Raw genomic sequence first — 18,415 nt, forward strand, 5'->3', positions numbered from 1 at the left:
CGAGCGTGATCACGAACACGTGGCGAATCTGCTGCTGGCCGCTCGCCTGCATCGACGACGATCCGCACGCGGTGACAATCAGCGCGACGAGCGATCCGAGCGCGGCCACCAGCGTGGCACGCATCCAGTAATGAAAAGACATGGCAGTTCCGAGTTTGGGTATAACGATGGAATGTGGAATTCTGAAAGGCTCAGCCGCTCGAATACGCTTGTTTGATCAGATCGTGTCGCTACATGCCGAGCCGCGTGGCCAAGTTGCCCAGCGGATACACGAGGGAACGGCGGCTGCCCGGATCCGTCATGCTCCGACGGCAGCCACACCCCGCACCCCCGGATTTCCGAGTTCAGGCAAGGGCAAAAAAGGAGGCCGCCATCGTCCAGTTGACGACTAGATCGCATTGAACGGCAATCAGCAGTCCGCAACGTTTCCCGACTGATTGTGGTCTGGAAACGCATGTCTCAGACAGCAGTTGCCGAGCAACTCGATTTACTTTAGATAGCCAACGTCAAGCGACCGCATTGCTGGCGATACATCGCGAGTAGTAGGCAAGGCTGCGTTTCGGCGTACGCACTTGCGTGACCGGATTGACGTCAATCAGGCCAAACTTTTTCGAGAAGCCGCTGCCCCACTCCCAGTTGTCGAATGCCGACCAGCAGAACACCCCACGCAACTTGACACCCTGCTTATAGGCATCGTGAGCGGCGTTCAGGTAGCTCTTGAGATATTCGATACGAGGCGCGTCCTCAACGAAGCCCCCAACCGGCGCCGGATCTTTGATCGCAAAGCCGGTTTCGGTGATGTAGATGTCGGGTGCGTTGTAATCGCGGTGTACGCGCAGCAACATTTCCGACATGCCATAGGGCTCGACCGGGTACGCTTGCGTCTGCGGCTCACCCGCGGGCGATGCGGTCATCGTGAAACCGCCTTTTCCGTCATCCTTCACGAAGAAGCAGTTGTAGTACTGCACACCGAGGAAATCCGGCTTGGCCGCGATCTTCTCCATGTCGCCCGGTTTGACGAGCGATGCGAATGCCTGTTGCAATGGCGCGGGGTAGCCTTTGCCATACAGCGGATCGAGAAACACTCGATGCCAGATCATGTCGAACTGCGCAGCAGCAGCCTGGTCCTTCGGATCGTTTGTTGCCCCATGCACAGGTCGACCGCTGATCGTGGTGCCAATTTGCGCAGGCCCCTTTACGTTTGCTCGCACCGCGTCAAACATCAGGGCCTGAGCCAGATTCTGGTGGTGGACGGCGGCAAACATCGCTGCGGGCGACGCAGCATATGGCGGCATCATGCCTGCACTGTATCCGGCCAGCGCAACGCCGTTCGGCTCGTTGAGCATCATCCAGTTTTTGACACGATCGCCGAGGCGGCGCGAAACGATATCCGCGTAGTCGGCCAGACGATAGGCAATGTCGCGGTCGCGGAAATCTCCGGCCCATGTCGGGATATCCCAATGGAACAGGGTCAGATAGGGCGTCAAGTTGTTCGCAAGCATGGCATCTACCATGCGGTCGTATAGCGCCAATCCTGCTTCATTGATCTTGCCCGAGGCGTCCGGCTGGATACGCGGCCACGCGGTGGAAAACCGGAACGCTTGCAGACCAGCGCCACCTAGCAGCGCCAGATCGCCCGGATAGCGCGTGTCGAATTCGATGTTGCGTGCGTTTGTGGAGCCGTCAGAGACCTTACCGGGGGTATCAGCAAACGCGTCCCAAATGCTTGGCCCGCGGCCGTCACGACTTTCAATCTGCGGCGCTGCTGTCGCAACCCCCCAGACGAATCCATCGGCAAACCGCGCAGAGGAATCGATCGAGTCGCCGCCGCACGCGGAGAGCAACCCGCTGCCCAGCACGGCGGTTCCTTGCATCAGAAATCGTCGTCGACCTTGACCTGATGTGGCATTCATTTCCTGTTCCAGTTTTCTGAAAATTTATTCGGATGACTAATAACCAATGGGCCGTTTACGAATTTCTTTGTATGAACGTTTAATTCGGCGTTGATGCGTTGATCGTCATGTGAAGGTCAAGCCTGCAAAGATGGCTGCCTACCGGGCTACACCGACCTCGTTATCTCCAAAGCAAGAACGCGACAGCAGAGAAACTTTGAAAACACCTTCAACAAAATGTTCGAACCGAACCAGGCGCTGTTGTCGTTGCTTCGATCGCACGCGACCACGCCTAAAGCCGCGCCGAGGGCGACACAGGTGGCAAACAGCCAGCCTGCCCGAAGAGTTTTGTTCATCAGGAGGGGCGTTGTCGTCGTGCGGGTCGCGCCGGTGCAGCAGCTCGCAAGCCTGCGCGGACGAGATTTAAACAAACATGTATGTTTTATTTGTGACATGCGACGTGCTCGCCGTGGCGCCGGGATCGGGCTTGCGCAGTTCACGTACAATCACGCCCATGCGCACACAAGCCGAGAGAAGTACGTCCACGAGGGAGCTCCTGATCAAGGCAGCCATTACGCTGCTGAACGAGCAAGGCTACGCGGCCTTTGGAGAAGCTCGGGTGTGTGAAATGGCGGGAATCAGCCGGGGCGCTCTGCGCTATCACTTTCCGGCCGGGCGTTACGACCTGCTGCCTGCCGTTGTGGCGCATCTGCTTGACAACGATGCGGCGACGAAGGAAACGCTCGGCCCCATGTCGCCCGCTACGCGGCTTCACTTGTCGCTCCACATGGTGCTGCGGCTCGGCCGGCGCCACCCGTCTTTGGCATTGTTCGAAATCTGGATGGCGGCGCGCGGCGACGACCGCTTGAGCAAACGCATCGAACCGCTATACGCCGCGGTGCCAGAACGCGTATATGGAATGGAGCCTCGCGATCACTCCGATCCTGAACTTTTGGCTTTGCAGTTGTTACTTCATGGCTTGGTGGTGCAGTCTTTTGGGGTTCACAACGATCGTGATCAAATGGACAAGGCTGTGGAATTGCTGTTGAACAAAGTGAAGCCACCCAAGGAATTACCTGAATTGCTGGCACGTATGGAGTCGCAAATAACCCGCGCGCATCAGCCGTAATCGGGTTGCGCGTCGCGTAGGCAGGACACCCAGAGCAGGTCACCGTCCCGCTGGTCGCTGGCGAAGCGCACGTCGCGCTTGCAACGGCCGCAGAGACCGCACGTCAACTTGCAACATGCGGGCTCTCGGAAAAGATGTCCTTGGGCACGGAAATTCTCAGAAAACTCGTCTTGGGGAATGTCGCGACCCCGCCTGGGTGCATCGACGAAACCTCGCGACAAACAATGCCGTGGAAGTGCGTTTCGGCGTCCGGCGGCACCGGTCAGCTTGTGCCACAAGTCGTGCAAATACCGTGCATCGAGCAATCTGTCATAGGTCCTGACGTCGCCCGTGACGTAAGCGAGTTGCCCAGCCAGTCAAGACGGTGCTGGGGACTCGCTTGCCATAAAGCCGTAAATGATGATTGCCGGAAGGCGCCTAGATCGCGATAGCTTGAGCCGGCACATCGGCTATGCATTTCGCCGCAATCTCGTTCGGTGTCACGAGGTCAGCCGCCGATATGTCGCCTTTTATTCAAAGACAACTTATCGAGACTGCGGACATCTTTTTTGAGAGCCCACACCAACGTCCCGCAGCAACCATCCCGCCCTTTACCCCGTACCGGTATTCGTCAAACCGACTGTACCGGTACTGTACAGAAAACCGTCGCTAAACTGACCTCCATCCCAGTCCCGAACAGAATGGAGAATCCGCGATGGAATTCCTCACCCTGAGCGCGCTGCCAGCCGGCATGCTGTTCGCGCTCGTCACGACGATCACGCCCGGCCCGAACAACACGATGCTGCTCGCGTCCGGCGTCAATTTCGGTTTCCGCCGCACCATGCCGCACTTGTGCGGCATCAGCATCGGCGTCGCGATCCTGATGCTCTGCGTCGGCTTCGGGCTCGGCGAGGTATTCAAGCGCGTCCCGCTGCTCTACACGATCCTCGAAGCCGCGAGCGTCGCGTACCTGCTGTACCTCGCGTGGCGCATCGGCACGTCGGGCGAAGTAAAGGCGCACGGCGGCAAACCGCAGCCGATGACGTTCATCGAAGCCGCCGCGTTTCAGTGGATCAATCCGAAGGCATGGATGATGGTGCTGACCGCCGCAACGACGATCCGCCTGTCCGCCGACTACGGGATGAACGCCGCGTGGATGGCCGTCGTGTTCATCCTGATCGGCTTCCCGTGCATCAGCCTGTGGGCTGCGTTCGGCCTCGGCCTGCGCCGGTTCCTGTCGAACCGCCGCGCGTTGCGCCTCTTCAACATGACGATGGCCGCGCTGCTCGTCCTGTCGTTGTATCCGCTTGTCGCGCATCTGCTGGCGTAGTGAGCGCTCACCGCGCGCCCGTTGAGATTCGTCCGATGCAGGCGTACCCTTTTGGTACGGGCGCGCGCAACCGTTTCGGCGGTTGCGCCGCTGCTGCCGGGAGAGTGCTGATGAAGCCATTGCTGAGGGCGGGCGAACACATCGAGGGGATGCACTGGATCGCCGAATATCACCCGCTCACGCACGAGATTCGCGTGCTGCGCGAAGACATCGAGATCGGCACCTACGGCGCGCCGCCGACGATGTTCGGCGAAGAGGAAGAGATGGGCGCCGCGAACCTCGCCGATCATCGCAGCCGGGAGGCCGCGCTGCGCGCGTATCTGCGCAACTTCGTGAAGAAACACGACGCGGAAGAATAGCCGGCGGCCCGACGGCCGCAGTATCGACGGGCCGGCGCATCGCACCGGCCCGCGCTGCGCTCAATGCCCGAGCGATTCGATCTTGCCTGCCGGCTGCGTCACGCCATGCGGCCGCGCCATCTGCTTGATCAGCAGCGCGACACACGCGAGCAGGCCCGCGACGGCGATCGTCGCGAACACGCCTGCGAACGAGAAGTGCCGGCGCGTCAGTTCGGCGACGAGGAACGATCCCGCAATCCCGCCGAAGCGGCCGACGCCAAGCATCCATGCAACACCCGTGCCACGCCCTTCGGTCGGATAGAACGCGGCGGCAAGCGCCGGCATCGACGATTGCGCGGTGTTCATCAGCACGCCGGCCACGAACACGACCAGCACGAGCAGCCCGACGTTACCGGCCGCCTGCCCGATCGCATAGACGCTCACCGCGGTCAGCGCGTAGCACACGGCAATCACGCGGTTCGCGTTGAAGCGGTCCATCAGCACGCCGCACAGCACCGCGCCCACGCCGCCGAGCGGGAACAGCGCGGAGATCAGCGTCGCGCTCTTCGGCGTCAGGCCGGCATCCTTCAGCAGGATCGGCATCCAGTTGATCGACGCGTAGAAGATCACGAGCCCCATGAAGTACGCGAGCCACAGCATTACCGAGCCGACGATGTACGAGCGCGACAGCACGACGCCCAGGCCCTTGCTGCCCGTCTGCGGCGCGGCTTCGGTCATCGCGAACGAGCCGGCGTTCAGTGCATCGCGCGAGATTCGCGCGAGCGTCGCGCGGATCTTGTCGACGGCGTGGCCGTTGGCGACCATGAAGCGCACCGATTCCGGCATCTTGAGCAACAGCAGCACGCCGAGCAGCAGCGGCGTCACGCCGCCGAGGATCAGCACGCTGCGCCAGCCGAAATGCGGAATCATCCACGCGGCCAGGAAGCCGCCGAACGCGGCACCGAGCGGGAAGCCGCAAAACATCAGGTTGATCACGGTCGCGCGGCGCTTGTCCGGGCAAAACTCGCCCATCATCGTAACCGCGTTCGGCATCGCCGCGCCCAGCCCGACGCCGGTGATAAAGCGCAGGATCGTCAGGTGCCCGATCGTGGTCGAGAAGGCGGACATCAGGCATGCGACGCCGAACAGGAATACCGAGCAAAGCAGCAGCGAGCGGCGCCCGAGCTTGTCGGACAGCGGGCCCGACACGAGCGCGCCGCACGCGAGGCCGAACAGCGCGGCGCTCAGCACCGGTGCGAGATCCGGTTTGGTGAGGTTCCATTCGCCGAGCAGCGACGGCGCGATGAAGCCGATCGCGGCCGTGTCGAAGCCGTCGAGCAGCACGATGACGAAACACATGAGGAATACGAGCCATTGAAAACCGCCGAACGGCTGCTCGTTGATGAAGGTCTGGACATCGACCACGGGTGTGCGATTCATCGCTAGTCTCCTGTGTCGATCCAGGTTAGCGCTTTAGCGCTTACCTGGATCCCATGCTATGCGGTCGATCTAAGTTAGCGCTTCAGCGCTTACCTGGATCCCATGCTATGCGGTCGATCCAGGTTAGCGCTTCAGCACTTACTTGGATCCCATGCTTCGCGGTCGATCCAGGTTGACGCCTTAGCGCCTACCCTGGTCGCATGCATAGCTAATTGTTTATAAGCGACGCGACCTCGGAACCGCGTCTTGCCTTTGTTCGCGCACCAGCCATCCGGTACGCCGCGCGCCGATGCTCTGCCGGCGCGTTCGTTCATCGTCGAGGCCCGCCTACCATCAGCGGGCCTCGACTCAACATCGAACTACGTCCGGCACTTAACCGGCCGCATCCTGCTCCTTGAAGATCTTGTCCGCGAGATGAAACGCGGAATTCGCGGCCGGCACGCCGCAATAGATCGCGGTCTGCAGCAGCACTTCCTTGATCTCGTCGCGCGTCACGCCGTTGTTGCGCGCGGCGCGCAGGTGCAGCGCCAGTTCCTCGCCGCGGTTCAGCGCCACCATCATCGCGATGGTCAGCAGGCTGCGCGTATGGCGCGGCAGGCCGTCGCGCGTCCAGATCTCGCCCCATGCATAGCGCGTGATCAGGTTCTGGAACTCGTCGGTCACCTCGGTGCGGTTCTCGAGCGAACGGTCGACGTGCGCGTCGCCGAGCACCGCGCGACGCACCTTCATCCCTGCTTCGTAACGTTCCTGGTCATCCATCGCCGGTGCCTCACGCGGTCAGGAAATCGAGCAGCGCGCGGTTGAAGCCGTCGGTGCACTCGATGTTCGAAATATGCGCGGCGTCGAATTCGACGTGCTGCGCGCCCGGAATCGCGGCGGCCAGTGCGCGGCCCTGGTCGGGCGGCGTCGACATGTCCTTCGCGCCGGTCACGACGAGCACCGGCAGCGCGATGCCTTTCACTTCTTCGCGCAGGTCGGCTGCGTTCAGCGCATCGCAGTTCGCCGCATAGCCGTCCTTGTCGGTATGCACGAAGGTGTCGCGGATCGCATCGAACAGGCGCGGCTCGCGCTCGACGAACGCGTCGGTGAACCAGCGCGGCAGCACGGCGTCGGCGAGCGCGGCCATCCCTTCGGCACGCGCCTTCTGCGCACGCGGCGCCCACACTTCCGGCGAGCCGATCTTCGCGGCGGTGTTCGACAACACCGCGCGAACGATGCGCGACGGGAAGCGTGCGGCGAGGGCAGCGCCCGTCAGTCCGCCCATCGAGATCCCGCAGAAATGCGCGCGTTCAATGCCGACGTGGTCGAGCAGGCCGATCACGTCGCCGGCGAGCTGCTCGACGGTGTACGAACCGGCCGGCGCGTCGGAATGGCCGTGGCCGCGCGTGTCGTAGCGCAGGATGTTGAAGTGCTGCGTGAGCGGACGGATCTGCGGTGCCCACATCTGCAGGTCGGCGCCGAGCGAGTTCGAGAAGACGAGCCACGGCGCGTCGTCGCGCGCGGCACGGTCGATTCGGTAATGCAGTTTCACGCCGTTGACAGTGGCGAAAGGCATCAATGTTCTCCTGGTGATTGCGCGCCCGCGTGCAGCGCGAGCACGGCGTCGACGTAGGCCTGCGCCTCGCCGACGTAATGAGCGGGATCGAGCAGCCGCGCGAGCGTGTCGCGCGACAGGTGCGCCGACACGGTCGCATCGGCGGCGAGCACGTCGAACAGCGTCGCGCCCGTGCGCACGGCTTCCTTCGAGGCATGCTCGACGACGTGGTGCGCGTCGAGCCGGCCGATCTTGTCGCCGAGCGCGAGCATCACCGCTTCGCCGAGAATCAGCCCGCGCGTCAGGCCGAGGTTCGCGGCCAGGCGTTCGGTGTTCACGTCGAGGCCCGCGACGATCTGCGCGATCTGCGCAAGCGCGCCGCCGGTCAGGCGCGCGAGATCGGGCAACGCGTCCCATTCGGCCTGCCAGCCGCCGAGCGCGCGCTCGTGTTCCTGCACCATGCCCGCGAACACCGTCGCGACGAGGTTCGGCGCACGCACGGAAGCCGACAGCACGGCTGCGCAACCGACCGGGTTGCGCTTGTGCGGCATCGTCGACGAGCCGCCCTTGCCGGCGGCGGCCGGCTCGCCAAGTTCGCCGACTTCGGTTTGCATCTGCAGCGATACGTCGCGCGCGATCTTGCCGAGCGTACCCGTCAGCATCCCGAAGCAGGACGCGGCTTCCGCAATGCGGTCGCGCTGCGTGTGCCACGGCACGGCCGGGGCCGCGAGCTTCAGGTCCGCCGCCAACGCGGCCGTGACGCCGGCCGCCTGCTCGCGCAGGCTCGCGAGCGTGCCGGCCGCGCCGCCGAACTGCAGCACGAGCGCTCGCTCGCGCAATGCGGCGAAGCGCGCGCGATGGCGCAGCAGCGCATCGAGCCATTGCGCGAATTTCAGGCCGAGCGTGATCGGCAGCGCCTGTTGCAGCCACGTGCGGCCGATCATCGGTGTCGCGCGATGCGTGCGCGCAAGTGTAGCGAGCGACACGCACGCTTCGTCGAGCATCGGCTCGAGCACGTCGAGCGTGTCGCGCAACTGCAGCACGGTGGCGGTATCGATGATGTCCTGGCTCGTCGCACCCCAGTGCACGAACTTCGCGGCCTCGGGATCGTCGGCCTTCACCTGCGCGGTGAGCTGCCTGACGAGTGGAATCGCGAGATTGCCGCCGAGCGCCGCGCCGTGCGCGAGTGCGTCGGCGTCGAGCCGGCTGGCATCGCACGCGCGCTCGATCGGTGCGACCGCGGCGGCGGGAATCACCTGCTGCGCAGCAAGCGCTCGCGCGAGTGCGGCCTCGACGTCGAGCATCCGCTGGATCGTCGCGCGGGGCGACCAGATCCGGTTGAGCGGCTCGGTGCCGCAGATGAGGGAGGTCAGGCGGGCGCTGTCTTCGAGCATGGCATCAGATTGGGGAAACGGCGTGCGCCTATTGTCCACCCAAGCGTGCCGGCATGCGCGCAAGCGCACGCGCCGGCACGCTCGCGGTTCAGGCAGCGGCCTTTTGCGTCGCGTCGATCAGCGGCACGCCGGTCAGCTTCTGCAATTCGTCGAACGACAGGTCGGTGAAGATCTCGCTCACCGCGAGGCCGTCGGCCGTCACGTCGAGCACCGCGAGATCCGTATAGATACGGCTCACGCACTGCACGCCGGTAACCGGATACGAGCACTGTGCGACGATCTTGCTCTCGCCCTGCTTCGTCAGGTGCTCCATCATCACGAACACCTGTTTCGCGCCGATCGCGAGATCCATCGCGCCGCCGACCGCCGGAATCGCATCGGGCGCGCCCGTATGCCAGTTCGCGAGGTCGCCGGTCGCGGACACCTGGAACGCGCCGAGCACGCAGTAGTCGAGATGGCCACCACGCATCATCGCGAACGAATCCGCGTGATGGAAATACGCGCCGCCGGTGAGCAGCGTCACATGTTGCTTGCCGGCGTTGATCAGTTCATCGTCTTCCTCGCCGGGCGCGGGCGCGGGGCCCATGCCGAGCAGCCCGTTCTCGCTGTGCAGGAAGATCTCCTTGCTCGGGTCGAGGTGGTTCGCCACCAGCGTCGGCACGCCGATGCCAAGGTTCACATATGCGCCTTCAGGGATGTCCTGGGCGACGCGCTTGGCCATTTCATCGCGGGTCAGTCGTTTCATTTGAATGCTCCTCGGGCGCTCAGGCGGCTTGGGACGTGGCGTGTTCGGCGGCCAGCTCGGCCGCATGCGCGGCCTGCGGCACCTCGACGATGCGCTGGACGAAAATGCCCGGCGTCACGATGTGTTCCGGGTTCAGCGCGCCGAGCGGCACGACTTCCGACACCTGCACGATCGCGACCTTCGCGGCGCTCGCCATGATCGGCCCGAAGTTGCGCGCGGTCTTGCGATACACGAGATTGCCCCAGCGATCGCCCTTGTACGCCTTCACGAGCGCGAAATCGGCATGGATCGGCGTCTCGAACACATACGGCTTGCCGTCGATCACGCGCGTTTCCTTGCCTTCCGCGAGCTTGGTGCCGTAACCGGTCGGCGTGAAGAAACCGCCGATGCCGGCGCCCGCGGCGCGGATACGCTCCGCGAGGTTGCCCTGCGGCACGAGCTCCAGCTCGATCTCGCCGGCACGGTACAGCCCGTCGAACACCTGCGAGTCGCTCTGGCGCGGGAACGAGCAGATGATCTTGCGCACCTGCTTCGCCTTGAGCAGCGCCGCGAGGCCCGTCTCGCCGTTGCCCGCGTTGTTGTTGACGATCGTCAGGTCGCGCGCGCCCTGTTCGATCAGCGCGTCGATCAGCTCGGACGGCATGCCGGCCGTGCCGAAGCCGCCGATCATGATTGTCGCGCCGTCGTGGATGTCAGCCACCGCCGACTGAAGCGATTCGAAAATCTTGTTGACCATGTCTCTTCCTGATACGAACCCGCGGCTCGATGCGCGGCCTGTCGAGGGGACACGCGCGTGCCGCGTGCCGCGCCGGGGCCGATCTCGATCCCGGTATTTGTTCGCTATTCGAACCTAGATTCGATTAGCGAACGATGGCCGATCATAGAGTCGCGCACAGCGCGTTGTCAAGGCGGGTTCCCTCGGGGGCCGCCGCATCGTCGAACGGCAGCCCGACGTAGTTTTCGGCGAGCGCCTGCGCAGCGGCCCGCGAGCGCGTCACATATTTCAGCTCGGCAAACTTCAGGCGATTGACGAACGGCGAGTCCTCCGGCGACGCGTGCAGCATGTTCGTCATGAAGTACGAGAAGTGCTCGGCGCGCCACACGCGTTCGAGGCAGGTCGCCGAATACGTGTCGAGCAGCGTCGCGTCGCCGTTGCGGTAGCGCGCGCCGAGCGCGCGGGACAACGCGCGGACGTCGGCCACCGCGAGGTTCATCCCCTTCGCGCCGGTCGGCGGCACGATGTGCGCGGCGTCGCCGGCGAGAAACAGGCGACCGTGCTGCATCGTCTCGGATACGAAGCTGCGCATCGGCGTCACGCTTTTCTGCGTGATCCGGCCCTCGGTCGGCGTCCAGCCCGTGTCGTTCGAGAAGCGCGTGTGCAATTCGTCCCAGATCCGCGTGTCGGACCATTCGGTGAGGTCTTCGTCGGGCTTGCACTGCAGGTACAGGCGCGTGACCGTCGGCGAGCGCATCGAGAACAGCGCGAAACCGTTGTCGTGATGCGCGTAGACGAGCTCGTCGAGCGACGGCGCCGCGTCGGCGAGGATGCCGAGCCACGCGAACGGATAGACGCGCTCGAACGTGTTCAGCCGCTCGGCCGGAATCGTCTGGCGCGCGATGCCGTGGAAGCCGTCGCAGCCGGCGATGTAGTCGCAGTCGATGCGGTCCTCGCGGCCGTCGGCATGCTTGAACGTGACGAACGGGTGCTCGCCTTCAACGTCGTGCAACGCGACGTCGCTCACTTCGAAGTGCATCGCGTGACCATGCTCGACGCCGGCCGCGATCAGGTCGCGCACGACTTCATGCTGGCTGTAGACGGTGATCGCGCGCCCGCCGGTGAGCGCGGACAGGTCGATGCGATGGCGCTGGCCCGAGAACAGCAGTTCGATGCCGTGATGTTCGAGCCCTTCGCGACGCATCCGGTCGCCGAGGCCGGCTTCGTTCAGCGTGTCGACCGTGCCCTGCTCCAGCACGCCGGCACGGATGCGGTTCTCGCAGTATTCGCGCGAACGCGCTTCGACGAGGATGGAATCGACGCCTTGCAGGCGCAGCAGATGGGACAGCAGAAGGCCGGACGGACCGGCGCCGATGATCGCGACTTGGGTGCGCATTGTTCGTCTCCTGAACATTAATTCGAATCGTGGAACACATTTGAGCGCTTTCCCGACTATGCGGCAACGCGATTCAGGAGATATGTTGTATACGTTTTGACGATACTGGCCTGGCGATGGATGCGCTCGATCTGAACCTCATTCCCTACCTCGTCGCGCTCGACGACACGCGCAACGTGAGCCGCGCAGGCGATCTGCTCGGCGTCAGCCAGCCGCGCGTGAGCACGGCGCTCGGCCGCCTGCGCGCGTATTTCGGCGATCCGCTGTTCGTGCGAACGTCGCGCGGGATGGAGCCGACGCCGCGTGCGCTCGCGCTGCTGCCGGCCGCCCGCGACGCGCTCGCGCAGATCGAGCGCGGCCTCGTCGCGCCGCACGACTTCGACCCGGCCGTGAGCACGCATACGTTCTCGATCGCGCTGTCGGACGTCGGCGAGATCGTGTTCCTGCCGAAGCTGCTGCAGGCGTTCGCGACGCGCGCGCCGCATGCGAACCTGCGCTCGGTCTCGCTCGCGCACGACGAGGTCGGTCGCGGCCTCGAAGCCGGGACGATCGATCTCGCGGTCGGCTACTTTCCCGATCTCGACGGCAACAACTTCTTTCAGCAGCGGCTGTTCACGCACCGGTTCGTATGCCTGATGCGGCGCGGCCATCCGTTCGAGCAGGCGCCGCCGTTCACGGTCGAGCAGTTCCTCACGTGCGGGCACGCGGTGGTGCGCGCCGAAGGCCGCAGCCAGGAAGTGCTCGAGAAGTACCTCGCGAAGCAGCGCATGCAGCGCCGCGCGGTGCTCGAGACGCCGCACTTCATGAGCCTGCCGTTTATCCTGAGCCGCACCGACCTGATCGCGACGGTGCCGCACGCGATCGGCTATGCGTATGCGGCCGAACACGCGTTCATCGTGCCCGTCGAACCGCCGCTCGCGCTGCCGCGCTTCGACCTGAAGCAGCACTGGCATCGCAAGTACCACAACGATCCGCGCACTGCGTGGCTGCGCGGCGTGGTCGCGTCGCTGTTCAACGACGAGCAGGACGAATGGCCGAGGTGAATGCCGGGCCCCACACGCGACCCGCAAAAGCATGAAACAATGCCCGGATTCCGCGCCGCCCCGGCGGCGGCATTCGATGGAGCAGATAGATGGCTAAAAAGAAGTCCGCGCGGCCCGAGCCGGCCGCATCCCGCCCGAGCCGTGAAGAAGCGGAAGACGCGGTTCGCGTGCTGTTGCGCTGGGCCGGCGACGACCCCGCGCGCGAAGGCCTGATCGACACGCCCGCACGCGTCGTGCGCGCGTACGAGCAGTTCTTCGCCGGCTATGCGCTGGAGCCGCGCGACATCCTCGCGCGCACGTTCAGCGAAGTCGACGGCTACGATGAAATGATCGTGCTGAAGGACATCCGCTTCGAGAGCTACTGCGAGCACCACATGGTGCCGATCATCGGCCGCGCGCACGTCGCGTATCTGCCGAATCATCGCGTGGTCGGCATCTCGAAGCTTGCGCGCCTCGTCGACGCGTTCGCGAAGCGCCTGCAGATCCAGGAAAAGATGACCGTGCAGATCGCCGACACGCTGTTCGACGTGCTGCAGCCGAAGGGCGTCGGCGTGATCCTCGAAGCCGCGCACCAGTGCATCTCGACGCGCGGCGTGCACAAGCCGGGGGTCGAGATGGTCACGTCGCGCATGCTCGGCACGTTCCGCACCGATCCGTCGACGCGGCGCGAATTCCTGTCGATCGTCGCGAATCCTTCTTCAGTGAACCTGACGAATACGTAATGGAGCAGACGAAGCAAGCGGCGCACGCGCCCGTCGTGCTCGTGACCGGCGCTGCGCGCCGGGCCGGGCGCGCGTTCGCCGAGTATTTCGCCGCGCACGGCTATCGCACCGCGGTGCATTACGACCGTTCGGCCGATGCGGCGCAGGCGGCGGCCCGCGCGATCGCCGAACGCGGGCACGATTCGGTTGCGTTGCAGGCCGATCTGTCGGATGCCGCGCAGATCACCGCGCTGATCGACCAGGTGTATGCGCGCTTCGGGCGCCTCGACGTGCTCGTCAACAATGCGTCGGTATTCTGGCAGGACCATTTCCCGAGCTTCGACCTCGCGGCATTCGACCAGGCGTGGGCCGTCAACTGCCGCGCGCCGATCCTGCTCACGCGCGCGTTCTACGAACGGGCCCGCGCGGCCGGCACGCAGGGTGTCGTCGTGAATGTGGTCGACCAGAAGATCAAGGAAAACTTTCACCGCGACCATTTCAGCTATACGGTCGCGAAAGCCGCGCTCGGCAACCTCACGCAGATGCTCGCGCTGTCGTCCGCGCCCGTGCTGCGCGTGAACGCGGTATTCCCCGGGCTGATGCTGCCGAGCGACGACCAGACGCAGGCCGACTTCGAACACGCGAGCCGCGCATCGACGCCGCTCGCGCGCATCGCAGGCCCCGACGACGTCGCGAGCGCGATCCTGATGCTGACGGGCAACGCGTACAACGGCGTGGATTTCGTCGTCGATGCAGGGCAGAACCTGATCCGCGTCGACCAGGACGTGCTGTACAAGCACCGCGCGCCCGACGGCAAGCACTGACCGCGCGCGCGCGGCGGCCGACGGCCGCGCGCCGCGTTACGGTTTCTCGGCGCTCCCGCCTTCCCGCACCTTGCCTTGCGCGACGCTCGTGCCGGCCGGCACGCTGTGCGTGAGCCACACGTTGCCGCCGATCACCGAGCCGCGCCCGATCGTCACGCGGCCGAGAATCGTCGCGCCCGCATAGATCACCACGTCGTCCTCGACGATCGGGTGCCGCGCATTGCCCTTGACCAGCGCACCTTCGCCATCGGCCGGGAAGCTCTTCGCGCCGAGCGTGACGGCCTGATACACGCGCACGCGTTCGCCGATGATCGCGGTCTCGCCGATCACGACGCCCGTGCCGTGGTCGATGAAGAAGCTCGGGCCGATCTGCGCGCCCGGGTGGATGTCGATGCCGGTAGCCGAGTGGGCGATTTCATTGATGAACCGCGCAAGCAGCGGCACCCCAAGCCGGTGCAGCGCGTGCGCGAGCCGGTGGTGCATCATCGCCAGCACGCCGGGGTAGCACAGCAGGATCTCGGTGATGTGCTGCGCGGCCGGATCGCCCGCATACGCGGCCTGGATATCGCTGACGAGCAGCGCGCGGACCGCCGGCAACTGCCGGCCGAATTCGCGCGCGATTTCGAACGCGCGTTCGTCGAGCTCGGCGAACGGTGTATCGACATGCTCGGGCAGGAACGGCAGCGCACGGCGGATCTGTTCGGACAAAATGCGCAGCGTGCTTTCGAGCGTGTGGCCGACATAGAAGTCGACGCTTTCGTCGGTCAGATCCGGTGCGCCGTAGTGCGTCGGAAACATCGACGCGCGCAGGCCGGTCACAATCTTGCAGATCGCATCGCGCGACGGCAGTTCGCGGATGCCGCGCGGATGGCGCGTGCGATGGAGTTCCTCGCGCGACTCGCGCAAGCCGGCAACGATTTCTTCAAGGCCCCACTGACGGGCGGGTGATGTCGACATATGCCAATGCAGGCAGCCGCGCTCGGTCGCACGGCCGCTAATAAAGTGACGGGTTCCGCAAGATTACCGCGTTTTTTGTCCCGCAGCGGCACGCCGGGGATCGGCCGGACGGCCGATGGCGCCGAATCGCGGCAGTGTCAGATCGTGATGCTGCTCGCGTCGATCCACCGGACGGCCCAGTCGCGCGCGTGCGCGATCGCGGCGCCTTCGTCGTGAAACTGGAGCTCGATCGGAAAAAACCGGTTCGCAACGAGTTCCCCGTCGCTCGATCGGGAGATCACGACGTAGGGTTTGAACGAACCGTCACTGGCGCGCGCGGGCGCGCAGTTCAACAGATAACCGCGGTGCGTGAAGGCAGTAGTCGCTTGCATGAATCCGCCACCTCTAGTCCCTTGCTTTGTTGTTCACTACCCGTCTTAAAGGGTGCTGCGGCCCCCCGGCGCGGGCAGAGGCGGCGCGACCGAATCCCCTGTCGCCGCTTCGCAGGAAAAGAATCATACTCTGTAGAAAACGGGTGTTCTAGCTGAAATAAATCATGACAAATCAGTGCGCGTCGCGCGACCGCGGCGATCGCCCGCGCGCCTTTTCCCGTCACGCCCGGAACGGGATTTGCTTCGATCCGGCACGCTTCGCCGCGAGGAGAGCCGCGATGGAAACATCCGGTCAAACCGATCGTTCGCGCCCGCGCAGCATCGAGCTCGACAACGACGACACGCACGACAGTACGGTCGACACCGACGGCAAGAACCGCGAGGCGGCGCGCCTCGCCGGCGGCGGACCGATCTCGCCCGACGAGATCACGCGCAGCAACGCGTCGCTCGTCAATGCGATGCCGGAAGCCGGCGACGGCTTCGCCGGTTTCGACAGCCGCCCCGGCGGCAATCATCCGGCGTTCGCGCTGCGCGCGGGCTACATGGTGATCGAGAAAGGCTTCGACGCGCCGCAGCCCATGAGCGATGCGCTGTTCGGCCCCGTCCACCGGATGTACGGCAGCGCGTACTGGCCCGGCCACCAGCGGCGGCCGGAGCGCGTATTCGAGCTGACGTCCGTACCGAGGTAGCGGGCGCGGCGTTTGAATCGATCGTTCGTTTGCGAACCGGCATCGGCCGACAGCCGATGGCCGAGGATCGGCGCGCGCCACTGTGCGCCGACCGCGCACGGGTAACCGCGCGCTGCAACAGCGGACGATTCCGCGTAGCGGCACCGGCGATTTCATGCATGCCGTGAATCGCACCAACGCACATGCGTTGATCGAGGTCATGTCGAAACGGCACGGTTGCGATTGAATGGCGATGGCGGCGATGCGTCCGCGTGACTGTCGCGCCGTGTCGATGCAACCAGCGTGCGCGGCGATGCGGATGCACGTGCCGCACGCAACACCGATGCTTGCGCATGCCATCCGGGCGACGCTGCGGACGGCGGCGGCGACCACGCTGCACGTCACACGGCGCGCGGCGCGCGGCGCAGCATGCGCCACGTGCATGGCCGTGCGCCGCAGAAACGGCAGCGGCACGGCCGGCACCTCACTGCAAAGTCCCGGCCATTGGTTTACTCTGCCTCGCAGCAGTGTGCATTGCCCCGCCCGATCGGCCATCCGGCCGACTTCGTTTCAACCCGCCACTCGGAGACACTATGTACAAGCGTATTCTGGTTGCCGTCGACGGCAGCGACACGTCCCGCCATGCGTTCGATGCCGCGCTGGCGCTCGCGAAATCGCACGGCGCCGAGCTGCAACCGTTCTACGTCGTCGAGAACGCCGCGATCTACTACAACGTGCCCGGCTACGATCCGTCCGTGCTGCGCGATCAGCTCGTCGCGCAGGGCAACGCACTCGCGAAGGATTTCACGACGCTGATGCAGGCAGCGGGCGTGAAAGGCGAGACGAAGCTGAGCGAAGCGACGTCGCTCAACGACGTATCGTCGCTGATCCTCGACGGCGCGAAAGCGTTCGATGCCGATCTCATCGTGCTCGGCACGCACGGCCGCCGCGGGTTCCGCCGCCTCGTGCTCGGCAGCATCGCCGAGCAATGCGTACGCCACGCCACGCTGCCCGTGCTGCTGATTCCGGCGGCCGCCAACGTCGACGAACCCGCTGCATGAACGGCGGTCGGCATGCGCGGCCGGTCGCGACGTTTTGTCACCCGACACCGGCAAGTTGCGGTGGGACAATGATTCCGTCGATTCAACGCCGGAGTAAACGATCATGCTGACGCCCGTCGCTACACGTCCCGCCGCCACGCCTCATGCGGGCAGTTGGGCTCCTCGCCAGGCTGCGCACTGCTCGACGTGCGCCATGCGGCACCTGTGCATGCCGCAGGGCCTGGCGCCCGAAGCGCTCAGTCGCCTCGAGTCGGTCATCTGCGCGGCGCGCCCCGTCAAGCGCGGCGAAGCGCTGTTCCGCGAAGGCGACGCATTCGACAACCTGTACGCGGTGCGTTCGGGTTCGCTGAAAACCGTCGCGACGCGCCACGACGGCCGCGAGCAGGTCACCGGCCTGCATCTCGCCGGCGAAGCGCTCGGCCTCGACGGCATCTGCGACGACACGCATCCGCGCACCGCGGTCGCGCTGGAAGACAGCTCCGTCTGCGTGATCCCGTACAGCGCGCTCAAGACGCTGTGCTCGGAAGCCGGTTCGATGCAGCTGCGCATGCACAAGCTGATGAGCGAACAGATCGTGCGCGAAACGTCGCAAACGATGCTGCTCGGTTCGCTCAATGCCGAAGAACGCGTCGCCGCGTTCCTGCTCGACGTATCGTCGCGCTATCTGAAGCGCGGTTACTCGCCGTCGGAGTTCAACCTGCGGATGACGCGCGAAGACATCGGCAGCTACCTCGGCATGACGCTCGAAACGGTCAGCCGCACACTGTCGAAATTCCAGAAGCGCGGCCTGATCGAAATGCAGGGCCGCCACGTCCAGATCGTCGATTTCGACGGCCTGCAGCACCTCTGATGCCACGCGGCGCGCCCCTCTCGCGCGCCACCCGCCTCGCATCACCGA

Annotated in this window: 19 protein-coding genes; 9 read left to right on the forward strand and 10 right to left on the reverse strand. The window is 64.9% G+C overall.

What is annotated here, in order from left to right:
- Positions 1-506 precede the first annotated feature (506 nt).
- Positions 507-1,913, reverse strand: coding sequence for a glycoside hydrolase family 1 protein (locus tag QZM67_RS37805; protein WP_301811180.1), 1,407 nt, complete (start codon positions 1,911-1,913; stop codon positions 507-509).
- Positions 1,914-2,325: 412 nt separating this feature from the next.
- Between QZM67_RS37805 and QZM67_RS37810 the strand changes: the two genes are divergently transcribed.
- The 3 genes from QZM67_RS37810 (at position 2,326) to QZM67_RS37820 (ending at position 4,689) form a co-directional block, all read left to right on the forward strand.
- Positions 2,326-3,021 (forward strand): TetR/AcrR family transcriptional regulator, encoded by a 696-nt coding sequence (locus QZM67_RS37810; protein WP_301811183.1) that lies wholly within the window; start codon positions 2,326-2,328, stop codon positions 3,019-3,021.
- A 694-nt stretch (positions 3,022-3,715) separates the two neighbouring features.
- On the forward strand, positions 3,716-4,330 hold the full coding sequence (locus QZM67_RS37815) for a LysE family translocator (RefSeq protein WP_301811187.1): 615 nt from the start codon (positions 3,716-3,718) through the stop codon (positions 4,328-4,330).
- Between the two features lie 110 nt (positions 4,331-4,440).
- On the forward strand, positions 4,441-4,689 hold the full coding sequence (locus tag QZM67_RS37820; protein ID WP_043186116.1) for a hypothetical protein: 249 nt from the start codon (positions 4,441-4,443) through the stop codon (positions 4,687-4,689).
- A gap of 60 nt (positions 4,690-4,749) precedes the next feature.
- Here the strand turns inward: QZM67_RS37820 and QZM67_RS37825 are convergent, their stop codons facing one another.
- The 7 genes from QZM67_RS37825 to pobA form a co-directional block, all read right to left on the reverse strand.
- Entirely contained in the window at positions 4,750-6,108 is a 1,359-nt protein-coding gene (locus tag QZM67_RS37825; protein WP_301811190.1) for an MFS transporter, read from the reverse strand.
- A gap of 372 nt (positions 6,109-6,480) precedes the next feature.
- Entirely contained in the window at positions 6,481-6,867 is a 387-nt protein-coding gene (gene pcaC, locus QZM67_RS37830) for a 4-carboxymuconolactone decarboxylase (RefSeq protein ID WP_034206288.1), read from the reverse strand.
- Between the two features lie 10 nt (positions 6,868-6,877).
- Positions 6,878-7,663, reverse strand: a complete 786-nt coding sequence (pcaD, locus tag QZM67_RS37835; RefSeq protein WP_043186128.1) for a 3-oxoadipate enol-lactonase — start codon at positions 7,661-7,663, stop codon at positions 6,878-6,880.
- Positions 7,663-9,036, reverse strand: coding sequence for a 3-carboxy-cis,cis-muconate cycloisomerase (locus QZM67_RS37840; protein ID WP_301811195.1), 1,374 nt, complete (start codon positions 9,034-9,036; stop codon positions 7,663-7,665). The genes pcaD and QZM67_RS37840 overlap by 1 nt, the downstream gene beginning before the upstream one ends.
- Before the next feature lie 88 nt (positions 9,037-9,124).
- On the reverse strand, positions 9,125-9,781 hold the full coding sequence (locus QZM67_RS37845) for a CoA transferase subunit B (protein ID WP_034189746.1): 657 nt from the start codon (positions 9,779-9,781) through the stop codon (positions 9,125-9,127).
- Between the two features lie 19 nt (positions 9,782-9,800).
- Positions 9,801-10,517, reverse strand: coding sequence for a 3-oxoacid CoA-transferase subunit A (locus QZM67_RS37850; protein ID WP_043186141.1), 717 nt, complete (start codon positions 10,515-10,517; stop codon positions 9,801-9,803).
- Between the two features lie 142 nt (positions 10,518-10,659).
- Positions 10,660-11,892: a 4-hydroxybenzoate 3-monooxygenase gene (gene pobA, locus QZM67_RS37855; protein ID WP_301811198.1), complete on the reverse strand. Its 1,233-nt coding sequence runs from the start codon at positions 11,890-11,892 to the stop codon at positions 10,660-10,662.
- A 116-nt stretch (positions 11,893-12,008) separates the two neighbouring features.
- On the opposite strand from pobA, the gene QZM67_RS37860 reads away from it, so the two are divergent.
- The 3 genes from QZM67_RS37860 (at position 12,009) to QZM67_RS37870 (ending at position 14,460) form a co-directional block, all read left to right on the forward strand.
- On the forward strand, positions 12,009-12,935 hold the full coding sequence (locus tag QZM67_RS37860) for a LysR family transcriptional regulator (protein ID WP_301811200.1): 927 nt from the start codon (positions 12,009-12,011) through the stop codon (positions 12,933-12,935).
- An 89-nt stretch (positions 12,936-13,024) separates the two neighbouring features.
- Positions 13,025-13,657: a GTP cyclohydrolase I FolE gene (gene folE, locus QZM67_RS37865; protein WP_021157584.1), complete on the forward strand. Its 633-nt coding sequence runs from the start codon at positions 13,025-13,027 to the stop codon at positions 13,655-13,657.
- The gene (locus QZM67_RS37870) at positions 13,657-14,460 is read left to right on the forward strand and encodes an SDR family oxidoreductase (protein ID WP_043186151.1); all 804 of its coding nucleotides are present in this window, start codon (positions 13,657-13,659) and stop codon (positions 14,458-14,460) included. Before folE ends, QZM67_RS37870 begins: the two co-directional genes overlap by 1 nt.
- A 36-nt stretch (positions 14,461-14,496) precedes the next feature.
- On the opposite strand, the gene epsC is transcribed toward QZM67_RS37870, so the two are convergent.
- Both epsC and QZM67_RS37880 read right to left on the reverse strand, forming a co-directional pair.
- Positions 14,497-15,417 carry a serine O-acetyltransferase EpsC gene (gene epsC / locus QZM67_RS37875; RefSeq protein WP_301811204.1) on the reverse strand — a complete coding sequence of 307 codons (921 nt, stop codon included), beginning with the start codon at positions 15,415-15,417 and terminating at the stop codon, positions 14,497-14,499.
- A gap of 137 nt (positions 15,418-15,554) precedes the next feature.
- A complete protein-coding gene (locus QZM67_RS37880; RefSeq protein ID WP_043186155.1) occupies positions 15,555-15,788 on the reverse strand; it encodes a hypothetical protein in 234 nt (77 codons plus the stop codon).
- 278 nt (positions 15,789-16,066) lie between these two features.
- On the opposite strand from QZM67_RS37880, the gene QZM67_RS37885 reads away from it, so the two are divergent.
- The 3 genes from QZM67_RS37885 to fnr all read left to right on the forward strand — a co-directional run bounded on the left by QZM67_RS37885 (position 16,067) and on the right by fnr (position 18,367).
- Positions 16,067-16,477: a DUF3005 domain-containing protein gene (locus QZM67_RS37885; protein WP_301811206.1), complete on the forward strand. Its 411-nt coding sequence runs from the start codon at positions 16,067-16,069 to the stop codon at positions 16,475-16,477.
- Positions 16,478-17,049: 572 nt separating this feature from the next.
- The gene (locus tag QZM67_RS37890) at positions 17,050-17,517 is read left to right on the forward strand and encodes a universal stress protein (RefSeq protein ID WP_043186158.1); all 468 of its coding nucleotides are present in this window, start codon (positions 17,050-17,052) and stop codon (positions 17,515-17,517) included.
- Positions 17,518-17,620: 103 nt separating this feature from the next.
- On the forward strand, positions 17,621-18,367 hold the full coding sequence (fnr, locus tag QZM67_RS37895) for a fumarate/nitrate reduction transcriptional regulator Fnr (RefSeq protein WP_043186160.1): 747 nt from the start codon (positions 17,621-17,623) through the stop codon (positions 18,365-18,367).
- Positions 18,368-18,415: the final 48 nt, after the last annotated feature.

Origin of the sequence: Burkholderia sp. AU45251 (assembly GCF_030482905.1) — a bacterium.
GTDB classification, from domain to species: Bacteria; Pseudomonadota; Gammaproteobacteria; order Burkholderiales; family Burkholderiaceae; genus Burkholderia; species Burkholderia aenigmatica.

Coding starts and splice junctions, on each gene's coding strand:
- QZM67_RS37805 (WP_301811180.1), bottom strand. CDS start 1,913: ATGAATGCCACATCAGGTCAAGGTCGACGACGATTTCTGATGCAAGGA.
- QZM67_RS37810 (WP_301811183.1), top strand. CDS start 2,326: ATGTATGTTTTATTTGTGACATGCGACGTGCTCGCCGTGGCGCCGGGA.
- QZM67_RS37815 (WP_301811187.1), top strand. CDS start 3,716: ATGGAATTCCTCACCCTGAGCGCGCTGCCAGCCGGCATGCTGTTCGCG.
- QZM67_RS37820 (WP_043186116.1), top strand. CDS start 4,441: ATGAAGCCATTGCTGAGGGCGGGCGAACACATCGAGGGGATGCACTGG.
- QZM67_RS37825 (WP_301811190.1), bottom strand. CDS start 6,108: ATGAATCGCACACCCGTGGTCGATGTCCAGACCTTCATCAACGAGCAG.
- pcaC (WP_034206288.1), bottom strand. CDS start 6,867: ATGGATGACCAGGAACGTTACGAAGCAGGGATGAAGGTGCGTCGCGCG.
- pcaD (WP_043186128.1), bottom strand. CDS start 7,663: ATGCCTTTCGCCACTGTCAACGGCGTGAAACTGCATTACCGAATCGAC.
- QZM67_RS37840 (WP_301811195.1), bottom strand. CDS start 9,036: ATGCTCGAAGACAGCGCCCGCCTGACCTCCCTCATCTGCGGCACCGAG.
- QZM67_RS37845 (WP_034189746.1), bottom strand. CDS start 9,781: ATGAAACGACTGACCCGCGATGAAATGGCCAAGCGCGTCGCCCAGGAC.
- QZM67_RS37850 (WP_043186141.1), bottom strand. CDS start 10,517: ATGGTCAACAAGATTTTCGAATCGCTTCAGTCGGCGGTGGCTGACATC.
- pobA (WP_301811198.1), bottom strand. CDS start 11,892: ATGCGCACCCAAGTCGCGATCATCGGCGCCGGTCCGTCCGGCCTTCTG.
- QZM67_RS37860 (WP_301811200.1), top strand. CDS start 12,009: ATGGATGCGCTCGATCTGAACCTCATTCCCTACCTCGTCGCGCTCGAC.
- folE (WP_021157584.1), top strand. CDS start 13,025: ATGGCTAAAAAGAAGTCCGCGCGGCCCGAGCCGGCCGCATCCCGCCCG.
- QZM67_RS37870 (WP_043186151.1), top strand. CDS start 13,657: ATGGAGCAGACGAAGCAAGCGGCGCACGCGCCCGTCGTGCTCGTGACC.
- epsC (WP_301811204.1), bottom strand. CDS start 15,417: ATGTCGACATCACCCGCCCGTCAGTGGGGCCTTGAAGAAATCGTTGCC.
- QZM67_RS37880 (WP_043186155.1), bottom strand. CDS start 15,788: ATGCAAGCGACTACTGCCTTCACGCACCGCGGTTATCTGTTGAACTGC.
- QZM67_RS37885 (WP_301811206.1), top strand. CDS start 16,067: ATGGAAACATCCGGTCAAACCGATCGTTCGCGCCCGCGCAGCATCGAG.
- QZM67_RS37890 (WP_043186158.1), top strand. CDS start 17,050: ATGTACAAGCGTATTCTGGTTGCCGTCGACGGCAGCGACACGTCCCGC.
- fnr (WP_043186160.1), top strand. CDS start 17,621: ATGCTGACGCCCGTCGCTACACGTCCCGCCGCCACGCCTCATGCGGGC.